At 61.9% G+C, this 26919-nt stretch carries 22 protein-coding genes; 5 read left to right on the top strand and 17 right to left on the bottom strand.

All coding sequences use genetic code 11. The annotated features are described in order from the left end of the window. Positions 1 to 440: 440 nt before the first annotated feature. Positions 441 to 1280, bottom strand: coding sequence for a CPBP family intramembrane glutamic endopeptidase (locus tag DFP85_RS07890; RefSeq protein WP_166644618.1), 840 nt, complete (start codon positions 1278 to 1280; stop codon positions 441 to 443). Positions 1281 to 1437: 157 nt separating this feature from the next. Here DFP85_RS07890 and DFP85_RS07885 point away from each other — a divergent pair, with 157 nt between their 5' ends. Continuing rightward, the gene (locus DFP85_RS07885) at positions 1438 to 2436 is read left to right on the top strand and encodes an NADP-dependent oxidoreductase (RefSeq protein ID WP_133635752.1); all 999 of its coding nucleotides are present in this window, start codon (positions 1438 to 1440) and stop codon (positions 2434 to 2436) included. A 121-nt stretch (positions 2437 to 2557) separates the two neighbouring features. On the opposite strand, the gene DFP85_RS07880 is transcribed toward DFP85_RS07885, so the two are convergent. Then, positions 2558 to 3538: an AraC family transcriptional regulator gene (locus DFP85_RS07880; protein WP_133635751.1), complete on the bottom strand. Its 981-nt coding sequence runs from the start codon at positions 3536 to 3538 to the stop codon at positions 2558 to 2560. Between the two features lie 158 nt (positions 3539 to 3696). Here DFP85_RS07880 and DFP85_RS07875 point away from each other — a divergent pair, with 158 nt between their 5' ends. Further along, a complete protein-coding gene (locus DFP85_RS07875) occupies positions 3697 to 5088 on the top strand; it encodes a tetratricopeptide repeat protein (protein WP_243737237.1) in 1392 nt (463 codons plus the stop codon). On the opposite strand, the gene DFP85_RS07870 is transcribed toward DFP85_RS07875, so the two are convergent. Further along, the gene (locus tag DFP85_RS07870) at positions 5009 to 6046 is read right to left on the bottom strand and encodes a GlxA family transcriptional regulator (protein ID WP_133635750.1); all 1038 of its coding nucleotides are present in this window, start codon (positions 6044 to 6046) and stop codon (positions 5009 to 5011) included. The two genes, DFP85_RS07875 and DFP85_RS07870, sit on opposite strands and share 80 nt — an antisense overlap. 158 nt (positions 6047 to 6204) lie before the next feature. Between DFP85_RS07870 and DFP85_RS07865 the strand changes: the two genes are divergently transcribed. Further along, a complete protein-coding gene (locus DFP85_RS07865) occupies positions 6205 to 7272 on the top strand; it encodes a class I SAM-dependent methyltransferase (protein ID WP_133635749.1) in 1068 nt (355 codons plus the stop codon). A 229-nt stretch (positions 7273 to 7501) separates the two neighbouring features. Here DFP85_RS07865 and DFP85_RS07860 read toward each other — a convergent pair whose 3' ends face one another. The 14 genes from DFP85_RS07860 to guaB all read right to left on the bottom strand — a co-directional run bounded on the left by DFP85_RS07860 (position 7502) and on the right by guaB (position 24499). Beyond that, positions 7502 to 8080: a hypothetical protein gene (locus tag DFP85_RS07860; protein WP_208108468.1), complete on the bottom strand. Its 579-nt coding sequence runs from the start codon at positions 8078 to 8080 to the stop codon at positions 7502 to 7504. A gap of 184 nt (positions 8081 to 8264) precedes the next feature. Continuing rightward, on the bottom strand, positions 8265 to 10133 hold the full coding sequence (locus tag DFP85_RS07855) for a glutamate synthase-related protein (RefSeq protein ID WP_243737236.1): 1869 nt from the start codon (positions 10131 to 10133) through the stop codon (positions 8265 to 8267). Between the two features lie 166 nt (positions 10134 to 10299). Next, positions 10300 to 11133, bottom strand: coding sequence for a PhzF family phenazine biosynthesis protein (locus DFP85_RS07850; protein ID WP_133635748.1), 834 nt, complete (start codon positions 11131 to 11133; stop codon positions 10300 to 10302). Positions 11134 to 11216: 83 nt separating this feature from the next. Then, positions 11217 to 11687, bottom strand: a complete 471-nt coding sequence (locus tag DFP85_RS07845; RefSeq protein WP_208108467.1) for a phosphate-starvation-inducible PsiE family protein — start codon at positions 11685 to 11687, stop codon at positions 11217 to 11219. Between the two features lie 122 nt (positions 11688 to 11809). Then, on the bottom strand, positions 11810 to 12565 hold the full coding sequence (locus tag DFP85_RS07840; protein WP_133635747.1) for a TIGR01458 family HAD-type hydrolase: 756 nt from the start codon (positions 12563 to 12565) through the stop codon (positions 11810 to 11812). Positions 12566 to 12772: 207 nt separating this feature from the next. Next, positions 12773 to 13219 carry a DUF6789 family protein gene (locus DFP85_RS07835; protein ID WP_133635746.1) on the bottom strand — a complete coding sequence of 149 codons (447 nt, stop codon included), beginning with the start codon at positions 13217 to 13219 and terminating at the stop codon, positions 12773 to 12775. Between the two features lie 113 nt (positions 13220 to 13332). Beyond that, on the bottom strand, positions 13333 to 13755 hold the full coding sequence (locus tag DFP85_RS07830; protein WP_133635745.1) for a VOC family protein: 423 nt from the start codon (positions 13753 to 13755) through the stop codon (positions 13333 to 13335). A 232-nt stretch (positions 13756 to 13987) separates the two neighbouring features. Continuing rightward, complete coding sequence (locus tag DFP85_RS07825) at positions 13988 to 15301, bottom strand: carbohydrate porin (protein ID WP_133635744.1); 1314 nt, start codon at positions 15299 to 15301, stop codon at positions 13988 to 13990. A 471-nt stretch (positions 15302 to 15772) separates the two neighbouring features. Then, positions 15773 to 16030, bottom strand: coding sequence for a VOC family protein (locus DFP85_RS07820; RefSeq protein WP_133635743.1), 258 nt, complete (start codon positions 16028 to 16030; stop codon positions 15773 to 15775). Between the two features lie 175 nt (positions 16031 to 16205). Next, complete coding sequence (locus tag DFP85_RS07815) at positions 16206 to 17372, bottom strand: response regulator (RefSeq protein WP_133635742.1); 1167 nt, start codon at positions 17370 to 17372, stop codon at positions 16206 to 16208. Then, entirely contained in the window at positions 17369 to 17827 is a 459-nt protein-coding gene (locus tag DFP85_RS07810; RefSeq protein ID WP_133635741.1) for a response regulator transcription factor, read from the bottom strand. Before DFP85_RS07810 ends, DFP85_RS07815 begins: the two co-directional genes overlap by 4 nt. Beyond that, complete coding sequence (locus tag DFP85_RS07805) at positions 17820 to 21134, bottom strand: ATP-binding protein (protein ID WP_133635740.1); 3315 nt, start codon at positions 21132 to 21134, stop codon at positions 17820 to 17822. Before DFP85_RS07805 ends, DFP85_RS07810 begins: the two co-directional genes overlap by 8 nt. A 222-nt stretch (positions 21135 to 21356) precedes the next feature. Continuing rightward, a complete protein-coding gene (gene guaA, locus DFP85_RS07800) occupies positions 21357 to 22934 on the bottom strand; it encodes a glutamine-hydrolyzing GMP synthase (RefSeq protein ID WP_133635739.1) in 1578 nt (525 codons plus the stop codon). 95 nt (positions 22935 to 23029) lie between these two features. Next, the gene (gene guaB, locus DFP85_RS07795; protein ID WP_133635738.1) at positions 23030 to 24499 is read right to left on the bottom strand and encodes an IMP dehydrogenase; all 1470 of its coding nucleotides are present in this window, start codon (positions 24497 to 24499) and stop codon (positions 23030 to 23032) included. 182 nt (positions 24500 to 24681) lie between these two features. On the opposite strand from guaB, the gene xseA reads away from it, so the two are divergent. Both xseA and DFP85_RS07785 read left to right on the top strand, forming a co-directional pair. Then, on the top strand, positions 24682 to 26058 hold the full coding sequence (gene xseA / locus DFP85_RS07790) for an exodeoxyribonuclease VII large subunit (RefSeq protein WP_133635737.1): 1377 nt from the start codon (positions 24682 to 24684) through the stop codon (positions 26056 to 26058). Between the two features lie 172 nt (positions 26059 to 26230). Beyond that, complete coding sequence (locus DFP85_RS07785; RefSeq protein ID WP_133635736.1) at positions 26231 to 26884, top strand: peroxiredoxin; 654 nt, start codon at positions 26231 to 26233, stop codon at positions 26882 to 26884. The last annotated feature ends 35 nt before the right edge of the window (positions 26885 to 26919 follow it).

Below are 26919 nucleotides of genomic sequence, written 5' to 3'. Positions count from 1 at the left end.
GCGGCCCGGTGGCTTGCGGTCCCCTACCCCGGGGTCTGGAGGGCGACATGGCCTGATTGACACCGCGCAAGATGCCCAAGGGACCACGACTGTCTCGGATAAGCGACAGGCTCCAGCCCAGCAGGAGCCCGCCTGCTCGCCTTGCGCGCCGATCCTGTTGGCGGCTGGCGACAGTCTCGGCACGTTCGCCGGGCTGGAGAAAGCCGGCCAGGGATCGATAAGACTCCAAACACATGATTTAAATGGACTAACAATGACGTTGGCACACCTTTGGCTTGATACTGGGCAGGAGAACGACTCGTCGCGATGAGCGGTTCAAGGAAGAGCCACCCCCTCAGGCGCAAGACTCGTCACGACGAGGGCTCAGGGAAGAGCCACCCCTGACACCCTTCCACCCCGACCCGTCGGGGTGGAATGCCGACAGGAAGCCCTGGGTCACCTCAGGCACCCGCCAGCATGGGATAGCTGAACAGCAGCAGGTGGCTGAGGTTGAGCCCCCAGTGCACCAGCACCGCCCACACCAGCCGGCCCGTCCACAGGTAGACCAGGCCATAGAGCAGCCCGGCCGCGGTGGCGACCAGCACGAAGGCCCCGCCCCCGGTGAGGTGTGCCACGCCGAAGAGGGCGCTGGTCAGCGCCACGGCGGCCAGCGCCCCTGCCCGCCCCATCAGCCAGCGCTGCAGCATGCCCCGGAACAGCAGTTCCTCGGCAATACAGGTATTGAGCAGGTTGGCCACGGCGAACACCCAGACCACCTCCGGTAGACCCGGCTGCCAGGCCACCAGCCCCAGCGCCACCGCGAGCCCCATGAGCGCCACGATGCCCGCGACAGCCAGCCATGGCACGGCAAGCGACGACATCCCGCCGACCGTCGAGACGCTGCGCCCGAACAGCGGCAGCCAGCCGAGCAGCGACCAGGCCACCAGCACCTTGTCGTGGTTGAGGTAGAGGCTCACGGGCAGGCTATCCGCCTTCAGCACCTGCTGCTCGACCACCACCAGCCCCTCGTGGCCCGGCCAGGCGTGGAGCACGAGCCCGGCGCTGGCGACGACCCACACCGCGAGACGCGCCCAGGCCAGCAAGGGCGGCCCTGGACGGGCCTGCATCCAGGCGCTGAGCGCCACATAACCCAGCGCCATCGCGACGAAGAGCCAGGTCGCCAGCCCGATGAGCCCCGCCACCATCAGCACCGCCACGGCCCCGCCGATGCGCCACCGCGCATCGGCACAGAGGCCGAGCACGATCAGCGAGAGGGAGTAGAGCATGGATAAGGCGAGCATGGGCGTCCTTGCCGTGTGGCCGGGGCATCCATGATGACGGCTGCCCGGCGAATCCGCATCCTTCGCCAGGGCCAGCCGGCACGACCGGACAGGTTGGCCCGTTCGCCGCCACTGCATTAGACTGGTCGTCTACTTACCGAAGCGAAGGAGCCGCACGATGCAATCCCGCTACTTCACCATCAACGACCACCCCCAGGGCACACCGGCACGCGAGCTGTTCGAGCTCCACGAGCGGGAACTGCCCTCGCTCGCCGAAGGCGAGGTGCGCATCCGCAACAGCTGGCTGTCGGTGGACCCCTACATGCGTGGCCGCATGAGCGGCGTGACGACCTACATCTCTCCCTTCGAGCTGAACGCCCCCCTGGAAGGGGCGGCCATCGGCGAGGTGATCGAGTCCCGCGATGCGGCCTTCCCGGTGGGCACCAGGGTGCGCCACATGGGCGGCTGGCGGGACATCGCCCAGCTACCCGGCGACCAGCTGGAGCCGCTGCCCACCTTCGAGGTCCCGGAACAGGCCTACCTGGGCGTGCTCGGCATGCCGGGCATGACCGCCTGGACCGGCCTGAACCGCATTGCCGAGATGCAGGAGGGCGACAACGTGCTGGTCAGCGGCGCCGCCGGCGCGGTGGGCTCGCTGGCCGTGCAGCTGGCCAAGGCCAGGGGCGGCACCGTGGTCGGCATCGCCGGGGCCCCCGAGAAGCTCGAATGGCTGGAGTCCCACGGCATCAAGGCGGTGAGCTACCGGGACAAGGACGCCGCCCAGCTCACCGAGGCGCTGCAGGACGCCTGCCCCGAGGGCTTCGACGTCTACTACGAGAACGTCGGCGGCACCTGCCTGGAGGCGGCGCTGAACACCCTCAAGGTCGGCGCGCGCATCGCCATCTGCGGCATGATCGCCCGCTACAACGAGGAAACACCGAGCGCCGGTCCCGGCAACCTGGCGATGATCCTGATCCGCCGTGCCCGCATGGAGGGCTTCATCGTCTTCGACCACTGGGCGCACTATCCGCAGTTCCTCGATGAGGTCGGCCCTCAGGTCGAGAGCGGCCAGCTCGACTACGAGGAGACCGTGGAGGAGGGCCTCGAGCGCACCCCCGACGCCTTCCTCAAGCTGTTCGAGGGCGCCAACCGCGGCAAGATGCTGGTCAGGCTCTGATCCGAGCCGCGTCATGTACCGTCACGAGGCGAAGCACCTTCTCGTGACGGCGCTGGAGTGCGACGAGGAAGAGAGGGTGGTTGCGATGAGCCTCGAGGCCGGCAACCCTCCCCCGCAAGGGTCACGAAGACGCAATGGATTCCGACGCATCCTGCTGCCCCTTGCGCCATGTCGCCGGCGGCGTCCCGTAGATGCGCTTGAAGGCCTTGCTGAACGACGCTTCGGACTCGTATCCCACCTCAAGGGCGACCTGAACGATGGGAGTAGGCGACTCTCTCAGTTGGCGTGCCGCCAGTTGCATGCGCAGTGCCACCAGATAGCGCATCGGCGGCACGCCCACCAGTTCCGTGAAGCGCTCGGCGAAGGCGGAACGCGACAACCCCACATGCCGCGCCAGTGCCTCCGTCGTCCAGTGGTGCTCCGGGTGATCGTGCAGGCAGCACAGCGCGCGGCTCACGAAGGGGTTGCGCAAGCCTCCCACCCAGGCGCGCTGCTCCGGCGGCAGGCCGGCGAGGTAGCGTTGTACGGCCTCGATGAAGAGCAGTTCGGCCAGCCTGGCAAGCAGCGCCGGTGAGCGCATCTCGCCGGCGGCGAGTGCATCAGCGGCATAGCGGAAGGAGCTTTCGATCCACAGCCCGGCCGCGCCCTTGGCCACATCGAGGGTCATCACGCTGGGCAGGCTGCCGATCAGGGGATTTCCCGTCGTCTCCCCATGCAGGAAGCCACACAGCAGACGAGTGGCTTCGCCACCGCCGCCATGCACGATCCGCGCGGGCCCGCCTTCATCCGAGGGTTGAATGAGGTGATCGACACTGACTGGCGGGCAGTCCAGCCCACTGCTCAGGACATGCGGATCGTTGCGTGGCAGCACGACGATATGCCCCGCCGGGACCACCACCGGTCGCCCCTGCCCCACCCGGAGCAGGAGACGGCCAGCGCTCACATAGTGGTAGGCCAGGATCCCGCCGGTTAGCGGGGTAAAGGGGGAGCAGTCTTGCGGACTGACCTGAGCCGCCACACACCAGGGCGCGGTAAACTCCGCATCGAGAAAGATGCCTCCCGTCAAGCGGATCGTGCGCAGCACCTCAAGCGCAGCCTCCATCGGCCTGGTCTCCAAAGGCGGCGGATCGGACAAGAATGCCGGCGTCGCGCCCATTATTGTCCGCCGCACCTCCACGTAGTTTAGCAGCAGGGCAAGGCGCAGGACCCTGTCGACACTTGCCCTCCCCTGACAACGACTCGACCGTGGAGCACACCGCCATGCTGACCGACCGCCAAGGCAATACCCTCTCCGGCGCCACCGCCGACACCCTGGAGCTGTACCAGCGCTCCGTGGATGCCTTCAATATCTACCGCGGCGACCCCGTGACACCGCTGGACCAGGCACTGGAAGCAGCGCCCGATTTCACCATGGCCCGGCTCTTCCGGGCCTACCTGTTCGCGCTGGCCACCGAACCCGACGCCACCGCCGCGGCCGCGGCCGACCTGGCCGTGCTGAAGAGGGCCCGCCTGACCGACCGAGAAGCCTCCCATCTGGCCGCCCTCGACCGCCTCCTGGCCGGTGAGTGGAGTGCGGCAGGGGGCATGCTGGACCATCACAACATGCGCCACCCCCACGACCTGGTGGCGCTGCAGGCCGGGCACCTGATCGATTTCTACCGGGCCAACGCCCGCAACCTGCGCGACCGCCTGGCCCGCGTGCTGCCCAGGTGGTCATCCGACCTACCGGGCCATTCCATCGTGCTCGGCATGTACGCCTTCGGACTGGAGGAGACCGGCGCCTACGCCCGGGCCGAGGAGACCGGACGGCAGGCACTGGCCATGGAGCCGCTCGACTGCTGGGCGCATCACGCCGTGGCGCATGTCATGGAGATGCAGGGTCGTGCCGAGGACGGCATCGGCTGGATGACCGCGCGGGAACCCTGGTGGTCCGGCGAGGACAACCTGTTCAAGGTCCACAACTGGTGGCACCTCGCCCTCTGCCATCTCGACCTGGGGCAGGCCCGCGAGGCGCTGGCCCTCTACGACGGTCCGGTCCGCCAGGAGCGCAGCGCCGTGGCGCTGGACATGGTGGACGCCTCGGCGCTGCTGTGGCGACTGACCCTCACCGGCCAGGACGTCGGCCACCGCTGGCAGGAACTGGCGGACGCCTGGGACAGCCATGCCGACGGCCGGCTCTACCCGTTCAACGACTGGCACGCGGTGATGGCCTACCTGGGGGCAGGACGCGACGATCGGGTCGAACAGCTGCTGAGCGCCTTGCGCGGCGCCGAAAGCACCACGGAGACTGCGGCCTGGGCACGACGCATCGGCCTGCCGCTGGTGGAGGGGTTCGTTGCCTTCTGGCGCGGCGACTACGCGGCCGCGGTCGAGCGCCTGCACCCGGCCCGCTTTATCGCCAACGGTTTCGGTGGCAGCCATGCCCAGCGTGACATCATCGACTGGACCCTGACCGAGGCCGCCTTGCGCGGCGGCGACCGCGACGTGGCCGAGGCGCTGGCACACGAGCGACTCGCGGCCAAGCCATATAGTCCCGTCAACCGAGCCTTCCTGAACCGGGCCAGCGCCCTTGTCAGTGCGACGGCCGGGCAAAGTCGGGAAGGCGAAAGCGCCGGCGATAGGCCCCTGGGGCGAGACCGGTGGTGCGCTTGAACAGCCGCCGGAAGAAGGCAGCGTCTTCGTAGCCGACCCGCCAGCTGATCTCTTCGATCGAGACGTCGGTGCGCTCGAGCCGACGTTTGGCCGCCTCGACGCGCAGGCGCTGGACATAGGCGATCGGCGTCAGGCCGGTGGCGCCCGCGAAGCGCCGCTTGAAGGTGCGCTCGGCGAGTCGCGATCGCTTGATCATCTCCTCCACCGGGTGGGCCAGCGAGAAGTGGTCACTCAACCACTGCTGTGCGGCCTGGATCTCGCCGTCGCCGTGGTCGGCCTTGCCCTCGAAGACGATATAGGGCGTGAGACCGTCCTGATGCCATTGCAGTGCGAACAGCCGCGCGACCTCCTGGGCGGTGGTCGCGTCGGCATAACGGGCGATCAGGTAGAGCACCAGGTCGTGCCAGCTCATCGAGGCGCCCGAGCTCACCAGCTCCTCGCGCCGTCCGGCGATCACCAGTACGCGCTCCGGATGGATCGGAACGGCCGGATAGGTGGCCGCGAAGGCCCGCGCGAAGCCGAAATGCACCGTCGCGTCCTTGCCGTCGAACAGCCCGGTCTCGGCCAGCAGGAAGACCCCCGAGCAGGCCGAACAGAGCACGGCACCGCGCGCATGCATGCGCTGCAGCCAGTCGACCAGCCGAGGGTAGCGGCCCATCTCCCAGCCTTGCGGGCGCAGCAGCACCGACGGGACGATCACGATGTCGCTGGTCTCGATGGTGTCGATCGCGCGCTGCACGTTGATCGGCACGCCGCTCGCCAGTCCCAGGGGCCCCACGGCCTCGCCGACGATCTCGACATGAAAGGGGGCCGGGTCGCCAGGGCGTGAGATGCCCAGTAGCGCGACGCCGTTCATCACATCGAAGATGCCGGCGAGCGTGGAGATCACGGCGTCGGGCAGCGCCACGAGGCTGACGTGATGGAGGCGCTTTCCGGCGCGGGGGGCTGGTCCGGTCATGGCGCATGGGTCTTTTCGCCGCTGATCATTCAGTGTGGCACGAACGGACCGATTGGGGGCGATTCGGCTCTTAAGACGGTGGTGTGGTACGCCCATGATGGGGGCGTGGTATGAGCCCTATCCCAATGACTATCCCAATGACAACAGGAGTCGGAACCATGAATGCCCCCGCCATCGATCAAACGAAACTGGACGCCTTTGTCACCCGCGCCGTGGGTGACCTCTCCTCCGCCTACGGCGGCGTGCTGGTCAGCCTGGGCAGCAAGCTCGGACTGTACAAGGCCATGTCAGGTGCCGGCCCCATCGGCGCCGCGGAACTCGCCACCCGCACCGGCTGCGCCGAGCGCTACGTGCGCGAGTGGTTGAACGCCCAGGCCGCCGGCGACTACGTCGGCTACCACACCGACAGCGACACCTACGAGCTCTCCCCCGAACAGGCGCTGGTGCTGGCCGACGAGGAGAGCCCGCTGTTCATTCCCCATGCCTGGCAGGTGCCGGCCTCGATGTGGTTCGACGAAGAGCGCACCCTCGAGGCGTTTCGCACCGGCAAGGGCGTGGCCTGGGGCGATCACGATGGCCGCCTGCAGTGTGGCGTGGCGGCGTTCTACCGCAACGGCTATCGCGCCAGCCTGGTGCCGGAGTGGCTGCCCGCCCTCGAAGGAGTCGTCGAGCAGCTCGAGGCCGGCACCATCGTCGCCGATGTGGGCTGCGGCCACGGACACTCGACGGTGCTGATGGCCCAGGCCTTCCCGCGATCACGCTTCCATGGTTTCGATGGGCATGCGGCCTCGATCGATGCGGCGAGGCACAACGCGGCCGCGGCAGGCGTCGCCGAGCGCGCGAGCTTCGAGGTGGCCCGGGCGGTGGACTACCCCGACGGGCAATATGGGCTGATCTGCTTCTTCGACTGCCTGCACGACATGGGCGACCCGGTGGCCGCGGCCCGCTACGCCGCCCGGGTGCTGGCCCCCGGCGGCACGGTGATGCTGGTCGAACCCTTCGCCCAGGACCGGGTCGAGCACAACCTGTCGCCGGTTTCGCGGATGTACTACGCGGCCTCCACCACCATCTGCTGCGCTCATGCCATATCGGAGGGTGGCGAGCTCGTGCTCGGCGCCCAGGCCGGGGAGGCGCGCCTGGCCGAGGTGTTCCGCAAGGCCGGGGTCAGTCACTTCCGGCGTGCGGCCGAGACACCCTTCAACCTGATTCTCGAGGCTTGCCGCTGACGCGCCGGCCGGTTCCCGGACGATACGCCGCCATGCGTTGCCCTACGGGGCGACGCATGGCGCAACGGCTGTTCCCGCGACGGGATGAACGGCTACGACGGCGACCTCTCCATCACGACCGCCTGGCACGCGGGCCGATGGTCCTGCCGTGACATTTCATCGGCCGAATCGGGGCCAGGATCAGTTCGGTATCGCACAGTCCCCCCCGGCCTGACATGGTGCTGATCACTCAGCGCTGCTCCGTGTCATCCCGCTCGTCCCGCTCATCCCGCTCATCCCGCTCATCCCGCTCGGCGGCCTCGGACACCGATGAGGTGACCGAGCTGATCAGCTGTGGCACGAAGCGCTCCGAGAATCCCGCCACGAATGACCAGAACAGCAGCTTGGCCAGGTCCGGCCCGGTGCTCGGGTAGGTCTCCTGAAAGATGTGCAGCATGAAGTCCTCTCCCTCCTCGATCTCGTCACGGCTCGGGAAGGAGAAGGCGGGGAAGAGATCGCCGGAGACGATGCCTGAGAGGAACACCAGGTAGAGCACCAGGGCGAACACCCCGCCGAAGATGGGCACCAGCAGGATCTGGAACCAGGAGGCATTGAGCAGCGCGAGCTCCTCGTCCGTGACCTTGTTCAGGCGTTGCTGGATGCTGACGAACCCCCCGATGATGCCGCACAGGGGGACCGCCCAGGTCACCAGGAAACGCTGGTTGTAGAAGAAGGTCAGCGCGAAGATCGCGCCCAGCACGGCGACCGCCACCGTGGTCATGACGATCAGGCGCCTGGTGATGGCATGGATATGCCGGATGCGCTGCATGGTGCGGCCCCCAAACCCCGGGCCTCCCTGCCCCTGGAGATAGTCCCTCCCCTGCCTTGACGATAGTCGACCTGCCCGGGCCCCACCACGCGAGGGCCGCCGGCCGGTTACCCAACGAGGCCCCGGCTGGCCCGCAGGCACCCGGGCCAGCGATGCCGTCAGGGGTCAGCGGCGCTCTCGCCCCTCAGCCGCGCGGGTCCAGCACGCCCGCGTAGCGAACTCCGCTCAACAGGGCCATCTCGCGGTGCCAGGTGGCCAGGTCCTCGCGGTTGAACTGGTCCAGCCGGTCGTGGCCGCAGGCCCGGGCCATGACCTGCATCAGCGAGACGGAGGCCTCGAGGAAGTTCTGCAGCTGGTGGGCGGACTTGTCGACGTCCAGCCGCTGGCGCAGGTCCTTGCGCTGGGTGGCGACCCCGGCCGGGCAGTTGTTGGTGTTGCAGATCCGCGCGGCCACGCAGCCGATCGACTGGATGGCGCTGTTGGCGATGGCGATGCCGTCCGCCCCCAGGGCCAGGGCCTTCACGAAGTCGCTCGGCACCCGCAGCCCGCCGGTGACGATCAGGGTGACCCGGCCACTGGCGCCCTGGTCATCCAGGTGGCGCCGGGCACGGGCCAGGGCCGGGATGGTGGGCACGCTGATATGGTCGCGGAAGAGTGCCGGGGCCGCGCCGGTGGCCCCGCCGCGGCCATCCAGGATGAGGTAGTCGGCGCCGGCGTCGAGGGCGAACTGGATGTCCCGCTCGATGTGGTTGGCACTGAGCTTGAAGCCCACCGGGATGCCGCCGGTCACCTCCCGCACCCGGTCGGCGAAGCGCCGGAAGTCCTGCACCGTGTGCAGGTCCTGGAAGGTGGGCGGCGAGACCGCGGGTTCGCCCTCGGGGATGCCGCGCACCTCGGCGATCCTGCCGGTGTTCTTGTTGCCCGGCAGGTGACCGCCGGTGCCGGTCTTGGCGCCCTGCCCGCCCTTGAAGTGGAAGGCCTGGACCTTCTCGAGCAGTTCCTCCCGGTAGCCGAAGCGGGCGCTCGCCAGCTCGTAAAAGTAGCGGGAGTTTTCCTGCTGCTCCTCCGGCAGCATGCCCCCTTCCCCGGAACAGATCCCGGTACCGGCCCGCTCGGCGCCGCGCGCCAGGGCGACCTTGGCCTCCTCGGAGAGGGCGCCGAAGCTCATGTCCGAGACGAACAGCGGCATGCTCAAGGTCAGCGGCTTCTTGGCCTCGGGGCCGATGACCAGCTCGGTGGCGACCTCGGCCTCCTCCATCAGGGGCTGGGTCGCCAGCTGGGCGGCCATGATCTGCAGGTCATCCCAGTGCGGCAGGGTGTGGCGCGGCACCCCCATGGCGGTGGTCGGGCCGTGGGGCCCCATCTGCTCGAGGCCTTCCCGGGCCAGCCGGTGGATGAACGCTACCGTGGGCTCCTCCCGGGTGGCCTTGGCCTCCGGGGCCTTGGACTGCGGCGGCTCATCGCTCTCGCTCTCACCCTGCTTTTCGCCAGGTGCCTGCTTGCCGACCTGGTCGTCGGAGAACCGCTGGTGGGTGCCGTCGCAGAAGGGCGCATCCGCGGTGTGCTTGCACTGGCACAGGGTGGCCTCGCCGTCCTGCTCGGCGACGAAGCTCTTCGGAGTGAAGCCGGTGCCGGCGTGTGAGCCATCGCAGAATGGCTGATCGGCGGAGCGTCCGCAGCGGCAGAAGGCGTACTCCTTGCCCTTGGTCAGGGTCACCGTGGCGGGCTTGTTATCGGCGATCACCGGCCCGCTCGCGGTAGCCTCCTCGCCGGAGGCCTGCTCACTGGGCGCCTCCTTGCCCACCTGGTCATCGGAGAAGCGCTGGTGGGTGCCGTCGCAGAAGGGGGCATCCGCGGTGTGCTTGCACTGGCAAAGGGTGGCCTCGCCGTCCTGCTCGGCGACGAAGCTCTTGGGCGTGAAGCCGGTGCCGGCGTGGGAGCCATCACAGAACGGCTGGCTGGCGGAGCGCCCGCAGCGGCAGAAGGCGTACTCCTTGCCCTTGGTCAGCTTCACCGTGGCGGGCTTGTTGTCGGCGATGACGGGCTGGCTCATGGTGACGGGCTCCTGATCGGGTTGATGCCGGGAGGGGGGCGGAGACGACTCCGCACGGTCGTCGTTCAAGGGTGGTGCACCCGGACGGCGGGCGCCAGCTGTCAGCCTACCCGGCCGCTCCGGGCGGGGAAACGCGGGCCCTCAACGCGGGACGCGGGAGACAGGCTTACAGCTCCACCGCGGTGCCGGTCACGCGGATGCCGCCGGAGGCGGGGATCTCCACCTCCAGCTGGCTGGGGCGTCCCATCGCCTCGCCCTGGCGGATGGTCAGCCGCGCAGGGGCCTGGAGGAGCCCGGCATCCCGCAAGTAGCCGCCCAGGGCGGCGGCCGCGGCGCCGGTGGCGGGATCCTCCACCACCCCGCCCACCGGGAAGGGATCGCGGGCGTGAAAGCACGTGGCGGACTCACGCCAGACGAGCTGCAGGGTGGTGAGGCCCTCGCGCGCCATCAGCGCCCGCAGGGCCTCGAAATCGTAGTCCAGCGTGGCGAGCCGCTCGCGGTCCGCCACTGCCAGTACCAGGTGCCAGGCTCCCGCATAGGCCAGCGCCGGGGGCAGGTCGGCCGCCAGCTCCTCGGCCCGCCAGCCCAGCAGGGCGAGGGCCTCGTCCACCAGGCCGGGCCCGGGCGGCCGATGGGCGGGCGTCACGGATTCCAGCGAGGCCCGCCACTCGTCGCCCACCTGGCTGACCGTCACCGGCACCTCGCCGACGGCGGTCTCCAGCCGATAGGTGCCGGCGCCTTCCAGGCGACCCAGCTGCACACCGGCGGCCACGGTGGCATGGCCGCAGAAGCTCACCTCGGCCTCGGGGCTGAAGTAGCGCACCCGGCGGCGTTCGCCCTGCGCCGGGGCGAGGAAGGCCGTCTCCGAATAGCCGACCTCGGCCGCGATGCGTTGCATGGTAGCGGCATCGGGCAGCACCTCCCCCAGCCATACCCCGGCCGGGTTGCCGCCGGCGGGGTTACGGGTGAAGGCCGAGAGTCGATAGAGGGTACCGGTCATGGGAAAGCATCTCCTGTGGTGGGGGCATCATTCCCCATGGTGCACCCCGCCGGGCTCGCCCTCCAGGCCCGAGGCCACGGCAACTACTTGCCGACCAGCCAGTGCGTCACGCCGAGCGCCAGCACCACCGCCGCGATGGCCAGCATCTCCTCCGCGGTGACGATCTCGGTGTCGAGGATGATCACCTTCCGCGCGATCGCCATCAGTGCCGTGGCGATCACCAGCCGGATGGGCAGGATATTGGTGCCGAGGTAGAGCCGGATGTTGATGAAGATCTCCACGGCGATCAGCACCACCATGAAGGCGCCGAAGATGACGAAGATATCGCTGACCTCGAAGAGCATCACCGGCGGTGCCATGAAGCGCGAGTAGAGCACGTAGACCACGTCCAGCACGCCCCAGATGATCACCAGCACCATCAGCACCGCCAGGATCTTGATGGCGAAGCGGATGACGAGGTGCAGCCTGCGGATCAGCGGGTCTTCATGCTCCTTGGGGAGCTCGTCGTGCATCAGCCGCGGCGAACGGCCCTCGTTTCTCTCCTCGTGTTCCATGGCGTATCTCCTGAGCGGCTTGCCGGCAAGCGAACGTGCCGGCCCGGTGCGCGGCTCCAGCATATGGCGCCGCGCAGGAGGACACCAGACGGCATGGAGGGAACCGGTTAGCGCGCCAGCGACTACCGGGTTGCCAGCAGTGCCTCGACCAGGTCGGCGAGGCTCGCCTCGCAGCGTGCCTCGGGCGCCTTTTCCTCGTCGCCCGGGCGATACTTGCCGGAGCGCACCAGGCACGCCTGCAGCCCGACCGCCATGGCGGCGGCCACGTCGCACTCCACGTCATCGCCCACCATCAGCGCCTCGCCGGGCGCCACCCCGGCCTCCTCGAGCACGGCATCGAAGAAATCGCCCGCGGGCTTGCCCAGCACCCGCGCCTCGACGCCGGCGGCGTACTCAAGGGCACGCACGAAGGGCCCCGCATCCAGGTGCAGCGTGCCCGCCTGACGGAAGTAGCGATTGGTGCCCACGGCGAGCAGCGGCGCCCCCTCCAGCAACAGGCGGAAGGCCTCGTCGAGGTGGGCATAGTCCAGGCGTTGCTCGGCATCGCCGAGTACCACGGCGTTGGGTTCTCCCCGGGGCAGGTCGGCGAACTCCGGCTCGAGCTTCTCGTGGATCAGCAGGTAGGGGTAGAGCCGATGTCGCTCCAGATAGCGACGAATCGCCCCCGGGGCGGTGAACACCTGTGCCGGCTCGACGGCGAAGCCCAGCCGCTGGAGCTCCTCGCAGACCGCCGCCGAGGTCTTGCGCGAGGTATTGGTGAGAAAGCGCAGCGCCATCCCGCTCGCCTGCAGCCGCGCCACCGCCTCCACGGCACCCGGCAGGGCCTCGCCATCCTCGCTCAGCACGCCACTGATATCGAACAGTATCGCCTTGAGCATCGTCGCCTCCTCCTCGCCCCCTACCAGACTAGACGAAGGAGGCTTCCCGGCCGCCCCTCGAGGCACGGTGGCCCCAGGCAACGGCCGGCGCCCTGCCCCGCTCAGCCGAGCCGGGTATCGCCTTCGGCATCGATGGGAAGCCCCGGGTTGGGGGCCACCTCCCAGGGGTGGCCGTCGGGCTCGGCAACGTGGTGGCCTACTCCGGAGCTAGACCACGCCTTTCCCCCAGCCATAGACGGCCCCGATCACCGCGCCGAAGATGAGATGGGCGATCAGCATGGAAAGGGGGGCCACCAGCCCGAAGCCCAGGCCGAACAGGCCGGAGCCCGCCAGGGGGAAGACCGTGACCATCACCACCAGCCAGCTGCCCACGCCGAACTCCAGGCCCCGCCGGGTGGGGGTGCGGCCCGGGAGATAGGGGACCAGCAGCGCAAACAGCAGCCCCCAGATCAGCGTGCCCACCACGAAATGGATGCCCCAGGCCAGCAAACGGCTGTCCGGCGCGCCGAGCAGGTCCTGGGCGGCCAGGTTCATGACCTCGATGGGGTCGTACCAGGGGATAATGCCCGCCGCCAGGCGCAGAATCAGGATCAAGGAGATGACCAGGGTGGCCGCGAACCCGGCCATCAACCCTCGTAACAGGCGAGTGCTCATGGCGTCCTCCCTGCTGTGGCTGTGCCTTTCAGTGTAGTCGCGCCCTCGGAGACGATGCACAGGGCCAGGCGCCCCGCAAGCCTCGCTCCAGCGGTGACACAGGAAGGCTTCGATCAGCCAAGCAGGGTATTGCCCTGGGCATCGATGGGGAAGCCCGCGTTGTGGGCCACCTCCCAGAGGTGGCCGTCGGGGTCGGCGAAATAGCCGGAGTAGCCACCCCACTCTGCCCGGCTGGCCGGCTTGACGACCCGCCCGCCGGCGCGCTCGGCCTCGCTCAGCACCGCATCCACCTCGGGCTCCGAACGCACGTTGTGGGCCAGGGTAATGCCGGCGAAACCGCTGCCCTCGTCCACCACGCCGGCATCACGGGCCAGGGCCGCGCGAGAATAGAGCGACAGGATCAGCCCGTTGAGCTGGAAGAAGACCACCTCGTCGTCCACCACCATGCCCGCCTGCCAGCCCAGTGCCTCATAGAAGCGCCGCGCCCGCGCCAAGTCGCCGACGCCCAGGGTGATCAGACTGATGCGTTGTTCCATCGCGATTACCTCCCGACCTGTGTCCTATCAATCAACATAGCGGGCAGACGAGATTCAGGGCCACGGGGTCAGCACATTCAGCCTATGCGACGGTGGCTTTTTCGAGACAGGAATAAGGTCTGTCCCCGGTTGCCCTAAGAATCAGGGGCCAAGCCATCTGCCGGGTCGAAAAAAGGAGCCTGCTTGCAAGCAGGCTCCATGGCAGCGAGGTGGATATCACTTCAGTACATGGTTACCACCACATGTCGGCTTGAACACCCACGAGGATGTCGCTCTCGTCGCGCTGATCACCATCCAGATAGGTGGCGAGGAAACGAATCTCCGGCGTCGGACCGAAACCGGTGTCGACTTTAAGCTTGGGCCCTACCGTCAGCTTGTAATCGTAACTGGTCGATTTGACACCTGAAGCATCTTTTTCGCGGTTATACTGATAGCCGGCTTCCGTGACAAAATCCAGGTTGTCGCTGATGGGAAACGTGGGACGAACCATCGCCGATGCCCAGCTGTCCGTGCTTCCATCCTCCTTGTCGTTATATTGCCCCTGCAGGGAATGGAACACGCTGACACCGTTATCGAAGAAGTACCCACCCCAGACCAGCGCACGCGCGGACATATCACCGCTTTCCACCGCTTTCACGCATGAGGTGCCGCAGTCGGTTCCGGTTATCTTGTTGCCTGTCACGTTACTGCCCGGCGCGTAGGTGTTGTACGTTGTCAGCGTGCCACCCAGCAACTGTCCGGACCCCAGCCCTTGACCCACCTGGCCGATGTACTTGGTAAATCCCTTTTCGGACAGGCCATAGACACTCTCGGAATGGACGATGGCAGTAAGATCATAGCCACTTGAGGCGTACTCGTTGGCCACACCGTCTTCTTCGACGATGTTATCGGGCAGGTACTTGGCCATGGCGTGCAATTCGACACCGTCCAGGTCAACGCCAACATGGACTGCATTCATGATGTTGTTGCTGTCTCCCCAGAACCCCGTGTCCCCGGAGTCATCGCTGGCGATATAGGCGAAGTCCCACTTGTTGCCACCCAGCTCGATCCCTTCCACACCCGCGCCCGTGCCCGACATGTCGGTGTAGAAGAAGTCGGTCATGAAGATGTAGTTATCCTTGCCATAGAACCGCTTACCGCCCCAGACGGTGCCGGTCTCGGTATAGCCATCGAACTCGACAAAGGTCTCGATCATGCCGATCTCGCTGTTTGCCGCGTCGGCATTGGCACCCAGCTGGTTGGTGGCATATTGCGAATTATCTGCTCCGGCTCGCGTCTTGATGCGAACCTGCTGGCCCCTGTCGTTTTCGAAATTCTTTTGCAGGGCCAGCTCAAAGTGATTATCCGACTCGATACCCAGCCGCCCCAACCGCTCCTTCGAGGCGGGAAACTTTGAGCGCTTGAAATCATCATTCGCCTCAAGCAGAACGCCTGCTCGAAAGTAGCCGTGGAATTCGAATCCCTCCGACTTCTCTGCGTAGGTCGGCACGGAAGTCATGCCCGCCGACACGGCGAGAAACGCGAGAGACATTTTTGTTAATTTCATGGTAACTCCACCAGGTTGAAGCACACGCAAATGAAAGCGGTTTCATTTGAGAGCTGACGTATCGCAAGGGAATGCCCTGCTGATGATCATGAAACCGGTTTCATGATGAAATTAGACATTCGCCTCATGTATATGCTTACAGTGACCTGGAGGTGCCCCTGGCGGCAGGTTACAGCAGGGGCCGGACCGGATACCTGGCCATCATGCCCCCTGCGATGACATCGGCATGGTCATCCCATTTCACCACTGGGTCGGCAAGGATGCGCGTGGTACCGCCCCGGCCCAACCTCCTGGGCGAGTCATGTCTGTCGCCACTGGAGGAGGCATACGCGTTACACGGCACTGTCGGGCGGCTGAAGACGGTGATCCTGGTGATGATGCGGCTGAAGGCCTTCTCCAGCAGCTCATGGGGCAGGTGCGCCCAGCGCAGAATGTGGGTCACAGAATGAGAGTCAGACCCTGGAATATCGCTCAGCCGAGCCGGGTATTGCCCTCGGCATCGAGGGGGAAGCCCGGGTTGTGGGCCAGGGTGATGCCGGCAAAGCCCCCCGCGTCGACCACGCTGGCATCACGGGCCAGGGCGGCGCGAGGATAGAGCGACAGGATCAGCCCGTTGAGCTGGAAGAAGACCACCTCGTCATCCACCGTCATGCCCGCCTGCCAGCCCAGCCCCTCATAGAAGCGCCGCGCCCGCGCCAAATCGCTGACGCCCAGGGTGATCAGACTCATGCTCTGTTCCATCGCGATTCCCTCCCGGGCTGTGCCCTATCGATCACCATAGCGGGCTAACGAGACTCAGTGCCAAGGGATCAGCCCATTTTTGAAAACGCAACCACGAGCGAGGGGGGACGATGGTCCTACAATAACAATAATGAGGATCTGTCCCCCTGACTGCCCTTGGCCACTACATGTAGATAAGAAACGCAACGAAAATAACCGCCGAGAAATAAACGGCACACTTCACCTGTCCTAAAGCAATGACAACTTGGTCAACAAAGTCATTCTTAAAAACCTTATACCTCCTATCATCATAGCTTTCTACAGGATTCTCGCTCTCTAACATTGGCACCCAAAACCTCTTCATGAAATCATCACCATCAAAATAAAAGCTATGACCTCCTTGAAAAAACCTATTAACCACTTTTTTATTTTCAAACCCTTTAAACCCGCTTCTTCCGGCCATTCCCGTACCAACCACAATAGCCTCACTTAGTAGAAGCACACTATCGCTGTCACCACAATCATTAACCACTTGACAATTTTCACAACCAGCCAAAAAACTCCAATCAAAGTTTCTTTTTAACACGGAACCCGAAAGAACAACTCTTCTTAAGCTCTCAACATTTTTATCCTCAACCAGCCCTCTCAATGACATTGCAACCAAATATGTACCAAAGCTGTGGCTAAATATATAGACATCTTTCCCAGAAGAAATCAAATCAGATAACTTTCCTTTTAAAACTCTAACTTCCCTATCCCTCAGAAAAGGAACACAAAAAGAAAACAAAGAAAAGAAACCATACTTATAACTGTTATAATCCACAAAGCCAACATGTGAGTTTATCAATCTCTTCAGCCTGTCTTGCCAACTACCAAAAGTTCTTATCCCGTGGACCGTGACAACAACCACATCTCTTTCAGATACCACCCTAGAGATCTTTGAATCTGCAGTATGAGCTAAAGCTCCACCTAACTTTCTTTTCCACGACTCACCGCCAGGAAAAACCTCCATAACAGTCAAGCACTTCTCTTCAAATTTTTCTTTGAAATTTGCAATATCATCAAGATGCCCTGTTATCCCAATAATCTTTTCAGGCTTCCTTATAAACGGCGATGTGAAAACCATCTCAAGAAAGTTAAGCCCATTACTTGCAGCGGCTTTTCCACCAGGCCTATAAGGAAGGACGACATCCAAGATAAGAACATCTATGTATGTCCTTTTCAAAGCCTCTTTAGCTTCACTTGTCGAAATAACCTCGAAAACCTCATCAACAAATTCACTGGCTTCTTTGATGAAGACCTTCATTTTATTTGATCGTTCAACATCATCATCAACAATCAGAACCCTCATTTTAAAGCCCTTTCCAAAGAAGACGATAACTCAGACTTCCATAACATTTTAGAACTATCATACATGATAAACCCACAGTAATAATATCCACACTCCTTTTCCACCTCATCCCTTAATGAAGAAAAGGTAAATGTTCTACCATGATCGCTAAAAGATTCATACTGTGTTATGAAAATTAGCTTAGATTTAATCTTCCTCCTTATGATTTTCCTTGCCAGCTCTCTACCTCCAAATGGCCTATTTCTTCCCCCTGACTCCTGATCGCTTCTATCAAAGGTCGGCAGGCTCATATCGATGATCACAATATCAAACCCACCATCAAGAGCAAGGCTTGCACCAGAAGAAAAAGACTTGGCCAATAAAACATTACAAGCCGGAAGCTCATTCTCTATGTGATTAATTATCTTATCGCTTTTGTGGGAATTATCCTCCACAACTAAAATTTTTTTATTCATAATGAATTCTCGCCACGAACTGTTCATCTCTTATAAAGAAAATAATTGAGCACCCATCACTTATTCTTCTCAAATAAGATTTAATCTTAGCGACGCCTGTACCCCCTTCAGTCCTCATTAATGTTTCACTTGCATCTTCGAAATTTTCAGAATTTATTCTTTCAATGCAACCTGGGTCGAATATACTGTTTCCTTGGCTCAAGTTATTCACCACCTCTACTTCGCTATACCCATCACCATTAATCTCTCTAATATGAATAATAGCCTCTCGTGAAAACCCGCCATGCCGATAAGCATTATCTAACAGATTTATCAACGCCAAAACTAACGACTTAACATGGCTACCAAGAACAACTTTTGAATCGCTTTTTTTCTCTAGGTCCAAAGCTGGCACCCTTTTCATAACCTTGGTTTTCACAAAACAGTCTATGGCAACATTAATTACTTGGCTCATCCGCTGAGCGGCAAAATTGCTACTTCCGCTCCTGTTAAACCATTCAGAAATAATACCAATACTCTCTAATGTTTCAGCTTTGCTTTCCTCTATCTTTACCTTAAGATCTTTTAAACCATCCCCTCCTATAATATCCTGCATATCTGATTGCAGTTTATCATATAGCTTCGAGCATTCGTCTCGAAAGTCTACATTCAACTTCTCTTGCATCAACATTATGTTACGATCAGTCTTACTATTCATCACTTCCATCATTAGCATTAATACTTCATTATGCGAATCGAGAGCATCAAGCTCACTCTCCAAAACATCTAGCTCTCTGATATCAAATGAATAGTCAAACACTGCCGAGGATAACTCACCATTCATAGTTACGTGCATCCACTTTTTGGCAGAAGATACAAGGTCATTAAATCCTGATGAGAACAATTTTAATTTTTCATCAATTGAAACTAGAGTTTGCGGGGTGAGCAGGTGCTCATAATATTTTTCCCAGTGTGTATTTTCCTCATACTCACCATCGTCCCCTAGCTCAGTTATCAGTTCGTTACTTTCAGCACTAGCCCTAATTAGATTGGAGAAGAAACCGTGCCTTATCTCGGTTGAAAGATTTGCATCTAAGCCATAGTTTTCATCAAAAAGGTACGACTCAACTACAGCATCAATGATCTTACTAATTAATGACTTTTTTCCTCCAGAAATAAAAACCTGGTCTGGATCAGTCTCATCAACGCGACCTGAACTTTTCTTCAACAACACCAACTTATCGGAGTTATCTGATATGGTTTTATCGTTTTTATACATATCAAACAAAGAAGAAACTTCCTCATCAAGGATATTTACAATAGCATTACAATCTACATAAATTTTACTTGTATTGATTTGACTAACTGAGACATCTTGGATAATTTGGTCTACGATTCTTTCTGCTTCGGAGTTGAATTCAGAAGAAGTAATCAGCTCACGCTCATTTAGTATATCAATGATCCTTAGCCTCTCAGTTCGCAACTCAAGGCTATCACAAAACACAGACAATGAATCCATTACATCTAGCGTACAAACATTTTTAAAAAAATAAACGTCCTTAGCCTCCAAACTCCCAGCCTCTGAAAGCCCTTTACTGGGCAATTCAAAGCCAGAAACATTGATATATTCATCAAAAACTTCATTTAATAGCATATTTTTTTCTTGTGAAATATGCTTTGAAAAAACGTGCAAAATAATAACTGCGTCAATATTGCAAAGTAGGTTTTCCTCAATCTGCCTCACCATAAGATACATAGGAAGCATAGGGTGAAGATAGGGGCTAACTGATAACTCTTCCGCCGCATAAGAAAGCAGCTTATCAGCCTTCTGGCTCTTTAGATAAAAACCAATTTTAAGCTCCATTAAGTCTTTATATAAACACCCTTTTGGAATTATACAATCAACTTCATCTTTTCCTTCTAGAAACTCATCCTTAACCAACGCGAAACTTCTTTCTTTCCTCTGATCACTTGCGGCCTCAAGATCCAACAAGCAGAGACCTTTGTCGTACACTACCTCTCTGGACGACAAAATACTAACTAGGAGTGGTGGAAGCTCAACAACATGAAAAGAGAGGCCTATGATGTTATTTTGTAGATCAATTAATTCTTTCTGGTATGGCAAAGACGTTAGCAAGGCAAGCTGAAGTTCGTCTCCAAAAGTAAAGCCATGAAACTCGATAATGTACGAGCTTAGGACATCAAGTGCTTTATCTACATCGCTCTCTGCACAATATATTTTCTTAAAATTATTTACTATATCCAGGAAAAGACTCTCATTGCTATAAAAATCAAATGCTGGATTATAAGCCAAAGACTTCGACACCAAACCAAATTCATAACCAGCCCTTATAGTATAACTTTTACTTCGCAGAAATAAATTTACGACTTGTGCGTAATCACCTTCCTCATACAGCTCTAAAACCTCACTCCCACGACCTTTTGTAATTACCTTTCTGGCCTCTTCGAAATAGTCTATAATATTGTAAAGACGGCAATCATTTATCACATCAGCTGTATTCTTTACAAGCGACCTAATTCTTTGGTGAACACTTGACTCTTCGTGGGCTTTACTAGGAAGAAACCTGGCTATCTCCGCGATGGTTATTTCATATTGATCCACAACGGGTAAAAGTTGGGCTAAATACAAATGGCTTAAACCGTCAACAATCCTTCTTTCTAGAGTAGGCATGAAAAGCATTTCTTGGAATTGAGCATGTTCGACTAGGCCTCCACCTCTAAGTTCCTTTGTGGTCCGCAAGACCAAGTTTTTAATTATTCCTTTTTTATTGGGCGAGCTATAGATATATATCAGACAATTCAATATATGCTTGATAAATGGTTTTTCGTTCCTATTGGAAATATTGTCACAGTACTCCTGAAGCTCATCTTGCATTGCGGAGCGTGATAAAAGCAACAATCTGCTTCTAATTAGCCATATGCTATCTCCAAACAATCTTTCAGCCTCATCTAGCTTGCTAGCCGCTAGGTAGTAATCACCTGAAAAGAAACACCTCTCGAAGTCTTCTTTTATCTTTGCGAATGCTGATAATTTATCACTGTATGCAATGAATATAGAAAAATATAGTGACAGAAGCCTTTCGTCTGAAAGACCAGCAATTATTTTTCCTTTAGCGAATTCTTCAATAGCGTGCGCATTGCTATTCAGTGAAGCCCTAACCTTTTTATTTTGTAATATTTTAACTATATTCTTTTCATAAACATTCTGCGGCGCGCCACGAATAAAATCGGACAATATATTAACAACCCTATCGGCCGGAACGAACTTCAAAGCAAACCCATTCAAAATAGTTTGATAATTCTGCATAAAAAGCATTCCCCAAAAAAATTATAAAAACATGATAAAACTAATAATTGCCGTAAAATATTTGCCGTAAAATCGGACCATTCGCGCCTCTGATGCAAGGATCCGCTGACATCTTAGCAACCTTAGCTCCAGTACAACGAACTCTATAACAGATTGCAAAAAAAGAGCCTACCCTTTGGTAAGCCCTTGATGCAGTTAAATTTGAGTGAGATTGCTCTTACCTCACTCCCACTCGATGGTCGCCGGCGGCTTGCTGCTGACGTCATAGGTCACGCGGGAGACCCCGGTGATCTCGTTGATGATGCGGTTGGAGACCTTCTCCAGCAGCTCATAGGGCAGGTGCGCCCAGCGGGCGGTCATGAAGTCAATGGTCTCCACGGCGCGCAGGGCGATCACCCACTCGTAGCGGCGGGCATCGCCCACCACGCCGACGGAGCGCACCGGCAGGAAGACGGCGAAGGCCTGGCTGGTCTTGTGGTACCAGCCGGCGTTGTGCAGCTCCTGGATGAAGATGGCATCGGCCTCACGCAGGATGTCGGCGTACTCCTTCTTCACCTCGCCGAGGATGCGCACGCCCAGGCCCGGCCCCGGGAAGGGGTGGCGGTAGACCATGTCGTAGGGCAGGCCGAGCTCGACGCCGAGCTTGCGCACCTCGTCCTTGAAGAGCTCGCGCAGCGGCTCGACGAGCTTGAGCTTCATGGTCTCGGGCAGGCCCCCCACGTTGTGGTGCGACTTGATCACGTGGGCCTTGCCGGTCTTGGCGGCGGCGGATTCGATCACGTCCGGGTAGATGGTGCCCTGGGCCAGGAAGTCCACGCCCTCGATCTTTCCGGCCTCGTCATCGAAGACATCGATGAAGGTGTTGCCGATGATCTTGCGCTTGGCCTCGGGGTCGGCCTCGCCCTTCAGCTTGTCGAGGAACAGCTCCTCGGCGTCCACGCGGATCACCTTCACGCCCATGTGGCGGGCGAAGGTCTCCATCACCTGGTCGCCCTCGGCCTTGCGCAGCAGGCCGTTGTCGACGAACACGCAGGTCAGCTGGTCACCGATGGCCTTGTGCAGGAGTGCTGCCACCACCGAGGAGTCCACGCCGCCGGAGAGGCCGAGCAGCACGTGGCGATCACCCACCTGCTCGCGCACGCGGGCGATCTGGTCCTCGATGATCTGGGCCGGGGTCCAGAGGCGCTCGGCGCCGCAGATCTCCAGCACGAAGTGCTCGAGGATGCGCAGGCCCTGCAGGGTGTGGGTCACCTCGGGGTGGAACTGCACGCCATAGAAGCGCTTCTCCTCCCAGGCCATGGCGGCGATGGGGCAGCTGGGGGTGGAGGCGGTGACGGTGAAGGCGTCGGGCACCCGGGAGACCTTGTCGCCGTGGCTCATCCAGACGTCGAGCAGGTTGCGGCCGGTCTCGTGGTCGATGTGGTCCGAGATGTCGCGGAACAGCGCCGTTTCGGCATCTAGGCGGATCTGGGCGTAGCCGAACTCGTGGATGTGGGAGCCCTCCACGGCACCGCCGAGCTGCTCGGCCATGGTCTGCATGCCGTAGCAGATGCCCAGCACCGGCAGGCCCATCTCGAACACGCACTGCGGGGCGCGGGGCGAGTCCAGCTCGGTGACGGATTCCGGGCCACCGGCGAGGATGATGCCGTTGGGGGCGTACTCGCGGATCTCGGCCTCAGTGATGTCGAAGGCGCGAACCTCGGAGTAGACGCCGATCTCGCGCACCCGGCGGGCGATCAGCTGGGTGTACTGGGAGCCGAAGTCGAGGATCAGGATCTTGTGGGCGTGAATGTCGGTCATCTGGCCTTTCCTTTGAGAGGCGAACGGCCCGGAAACACGAAAGCTGGAAGCGGCGCGGCCACTTCCAGCTTCAAGCTTCCGGCTTCAAGCGTGTATCAGCCCGCGCGGTAGTTCGGGGCTTCCTTGGTGATTTGAACGTCGTGCACGTGGGACTCGTTGAAGCCGGCCCCGGTGATCTTCACGAACTGCGGCTTGGTGCGCATCTCCTGGATGTCGCGGCAGCCGGTGTAGCCCATGGAGGCACGCAGGCCGCCCATCAGCTGGTGGACGATGGCGCTCATCATGCCCTTGTAGGGCACGCGGCCCTCGATGCCTTCCGGCACCAGCTTCTCGGCGCCCTCGCTCTTGTCCTGGAAGTAGCGGTCGGCGCTGCCCTGGGTCTGGGACATGGCGCCCATCGAGCCCATGCCGCGGTAGGCCTTGTAGGTGCGGCCCTGGAAGAGCTCGATCTCGCCCGGGGATTCCTCGGTGCCGGCCAGCAGGCCACCGGCCATCACGGTGCTGGCACCGGCCGCCACGGCCTTGGCCAGGTCGCCGGAGAAGCGCACGCCGCCGTCGGCGATCAGCGGGATGTCGTAGGGCTCCAGCGCCGCGGCGACGTTGGAGACGGCGGTGATCTGCGGCACGCCCACGCCGGCCACCACGCGGGTGGTGCAGATGGAGCCGGGGCCGATGCCCACCTTGACGGCATCGGCACCCGCTTCCGCGAGCGCCTTCGCCGCGTCGGCGGTGGCGATGTTGCCGCCGATCACCTGGATCTTCGGGAAGTGCTCCTTCACCCAGCGCACGCGCTCGATCACACCCTTGGAGTGGCCGTGGGCGGTGTCGACCACCACCACGTCGACCCCGGCCTCGGCCAGGGCAGCCACGCGGTCCGGCGTCTCGGGGCCGGTGCCCACGGCGGCGCCGACCAGCAGGCGGCCGTCGGCGTCCTTGGCCGCGAGGGGGAAGGTGCGGGCCTTCTCGATGTCCTGGAAGGTGACCAGGCCGCGCAGGCGGAAGTCGTCATCCACCACCAGCATCTTCTCGACGCGGTGCTCCTGCATCTTGCCCTTGATGATGTCGAGGCTGGTGCCCACCGGCACGGTGACGAGCTTCTCGCCGGGAGTCATGATGTCGGCCACGCTGTCGCCGTGGTTGGGCTGGAAGCGCATGTCGCGCTGGGTCACCAGGCCCACCAGGGTCTCGCCCTCCACCACCGGGAAGCCGGAGAAGCCGTGCTCCTCGGCCATCGCCAGCAGGTCTGCCAGCTTGGCCTTGGGCCCCACGGTGACGGGGTCCTTGACGATCACGCTCTCGTGCTTCTTGACCTTGCGCACCTCGGCCGCCTGGTGGGCGATGGTCATGCTCTTGTGGATGATGCCGATGCCGCCTTCCTGGGCCATGGCGATGGCCAGGCGCGCCTCGGTGACGGTGTCCATGGCGGCGGAGACGAGCGGGATGTTCAGGAAGAGGTCGCGGGTCAGGCGGGTCCGGAGGCTGACCTCGTTGGGCAGGACGTCTGAATACCCGGGCACGAGTAATACGTCATCGAACGTAAGAGCTTCTTGGGCCATACGTAGCATATGCGGCAACACCCAGTGAACTGGTGGGAGGGAGTGAAGTTAATCCCCCATTATAGCGACCCTGGCCGGGGGCCGGCAATCCGCGTGGCGGCTATCCGGCGCCCCTGCCACCCCGGGCGCTGCCACCGGGGCCGCGGCGCGTGCTAGGGTATTCCCCTCCACCCGCCAGGGATGATCGCGCCATGCCCCGCCCCGAGGACACCCCGCTTTCCGTCAGCGAGCTCAACCGCCGCGCCCGCCAGGCACTGGAGCAGGATGTCGGCGAGGTATGGGTAGAGGGCGAGCTCTCCGGGGTGTCGCGGCCGGGCTCTGGGCACATCTACTTCACCCTCAAGGACGAGCGGGCCCAGCTGCGCTGCGCGCTGTTCCGCACCCGGGCGCGCTTCGTCGCCGCCCCCCTGCGCGACGGCGACCGGGTCAAGGTGCGCGGCCAGGTGTCGCTGTTCGAGCCCCGCGGCGACTACCAGCTGGTCGTCGAGGCGGTGCAGGCGGCAGGCGAAGGCGAGCTGCTGGCGGCCTTCGAGCGGCTCAAGGCCCGGCTCGCCGCCGAGGGGGTGTTCGCCAATGCGCGCCCCCTGCCCTATCCGCCGCGCCACCTGCTGGTGCTCACCTCGCCCACCGGCGCGGCGATCCGCGACGTGCTGGCGGTGCTCGCGGCGCGCTGGCCGCTTACCCAGGTGACGCTGATCCCGGTGCCGGTGCAGGGGCGCGAGGCGGCGCCGGCGATGATCTCGGCGCTGGGCCTGCTCAACCGCCAGCAGGCACTGGACCCGGCCCGCGACGCCATCCTGATCACCCGCGGCGGCGGCAGCCTCGAGGACCTCTGGGCCTTCAATGACGAGCACCTGGCCCGCGCCATCTTCCACTCGCGGCTGCCGGTGATGTCGGCGGTGGGCCACGAGGTGGATGTCACCCTGGCCGACTTCGCCGCCGACGTGCGTGCCCCTACCCCCTCGGCCGCCGCCGAGCAGCTGGTGCCCGACCGCCGCGAACGGCGCCACCGCCTCGAGCGACTGGCCGAACGGCTCACCCGCGCCCAGCGCGCCCGCCTGGAGACCGAGGCCCAGCGCCTGGACCACCTGCGTGCCCGGCTGCGCCACCCCGGCGAGGTGCTGGCCGCGCGCCGCGGGCAGCTGGACCAGCTTGAGGGCCGGCTGCAGCGCGCCATGCAGGCGCGGCTCGCCACCGAACGGCGCCGCGAGCACCACCTGCGCCAGCGCCTCGCCCTGCGCTCGCCGGACCGGCTGGTGGAACAGGCCGGGCAGCGCCTCACCCGGGCTCGCTGGCGGCTCCATCAGGCCATGCCGCGGGCGCTGGCCCGCCATCGCGAGCGGCTGGGCGGGCTCGTGCGCGAGCTGCAGGCCGTCAGCCCGCTGGCGGTGCTGGGGCGCGGCTACGCCATCCTCGAGGACGCGGAGGGCCGGGTCGTCCGCCGGGCCGCTGACACCACGCCCGGCCAGGCGCTGGAGGCACGGCTGGGCGAGGGGCGGCTCGCCCTCACGGTGACCGGCATCGAGGCCGACGTTGACGCCGACGATCCGAGGTCCCATGGCGGATAGCCATCGAAGCGATAGATTTTGGAATATAGATATTCCATTACATGATAACTAAACTGATGCCATCTCCTTGAGGACGGCGGGCCCATACCCATATCCCAAGGAGCCAGGCACTTCCCCGGCCAGACAACCGGACGCCCGGGGCGTCACATCCCACCAACCAGGGAGTATCACCATGTCACTGCGCATCAATGACGTCGTACCCGACTTCGAGGCCGATACCAGCCAGGGCCCGATCCGCTTCCACGAGTGGATCGGCGACAGCTGGGCGATCCTCTTCTCCCACCCCAAGGACTTCACCCCGGTCTGCACCACCGAGTTCGGCGCCGTCGCCAAGCTCAGCGAGGAGTGGAAGAAGCGCGATACCAAGGTGATCGGCATCTCGGTGGATGGCGTGGAAGATCACAAGAAGTGGATCAATGACATCGCAAGCTTCGCCAGCTGCAATGTCGGCTTCCCGATCATCGCCGACGAGGACCTCAAGGTCGCCAAGCTGTTCGACATGCTGCCGGCCGACGCCTACCTGCCGGACGGCCGCACCCCGGCCGACAGCGCCACCGTGCGCTCGGTGTTCATCATCGGCCCGGACAAGCAGCTCAAGCTCTCCATGACCTACCCGATGAACGTCGGCCGCAACTTCGCCGAGGTGCTGCGCGCCCTGGACGCCCTGCAGACCGCCAACGGCAAGGGCGTGGCCACGCCGGCCGACTGGACCACCGGCGAGGACGTGATCATCCCGCCGACGGTCTCCAACGAGGACGCCAAGGCGAAGTTCGGCGAGTACGAGACCATCTTCCCCTACCTGCGCCGGGCCAAGCTGCCCAAGTAAGGCGGGCGGTTAAACTCGCCCCACGACGACCCCCT

Source organism: Halomonas ventosae (assembly GCF_004363555.1).
In the GTDB taxonomy this organism is placed as follows: domain Bacteria; phylum Pseudomonadota; class Gammaproteobacteria; order Pseudomonadales; family Halomonadaceae; genus Halomonas; species Halomonas ventosae.
The sequence above is the reverse complement of the archived record's forward strand: the minus strand, read 5'-3'. Positions and strand labels throughout refer to the sequence as shown.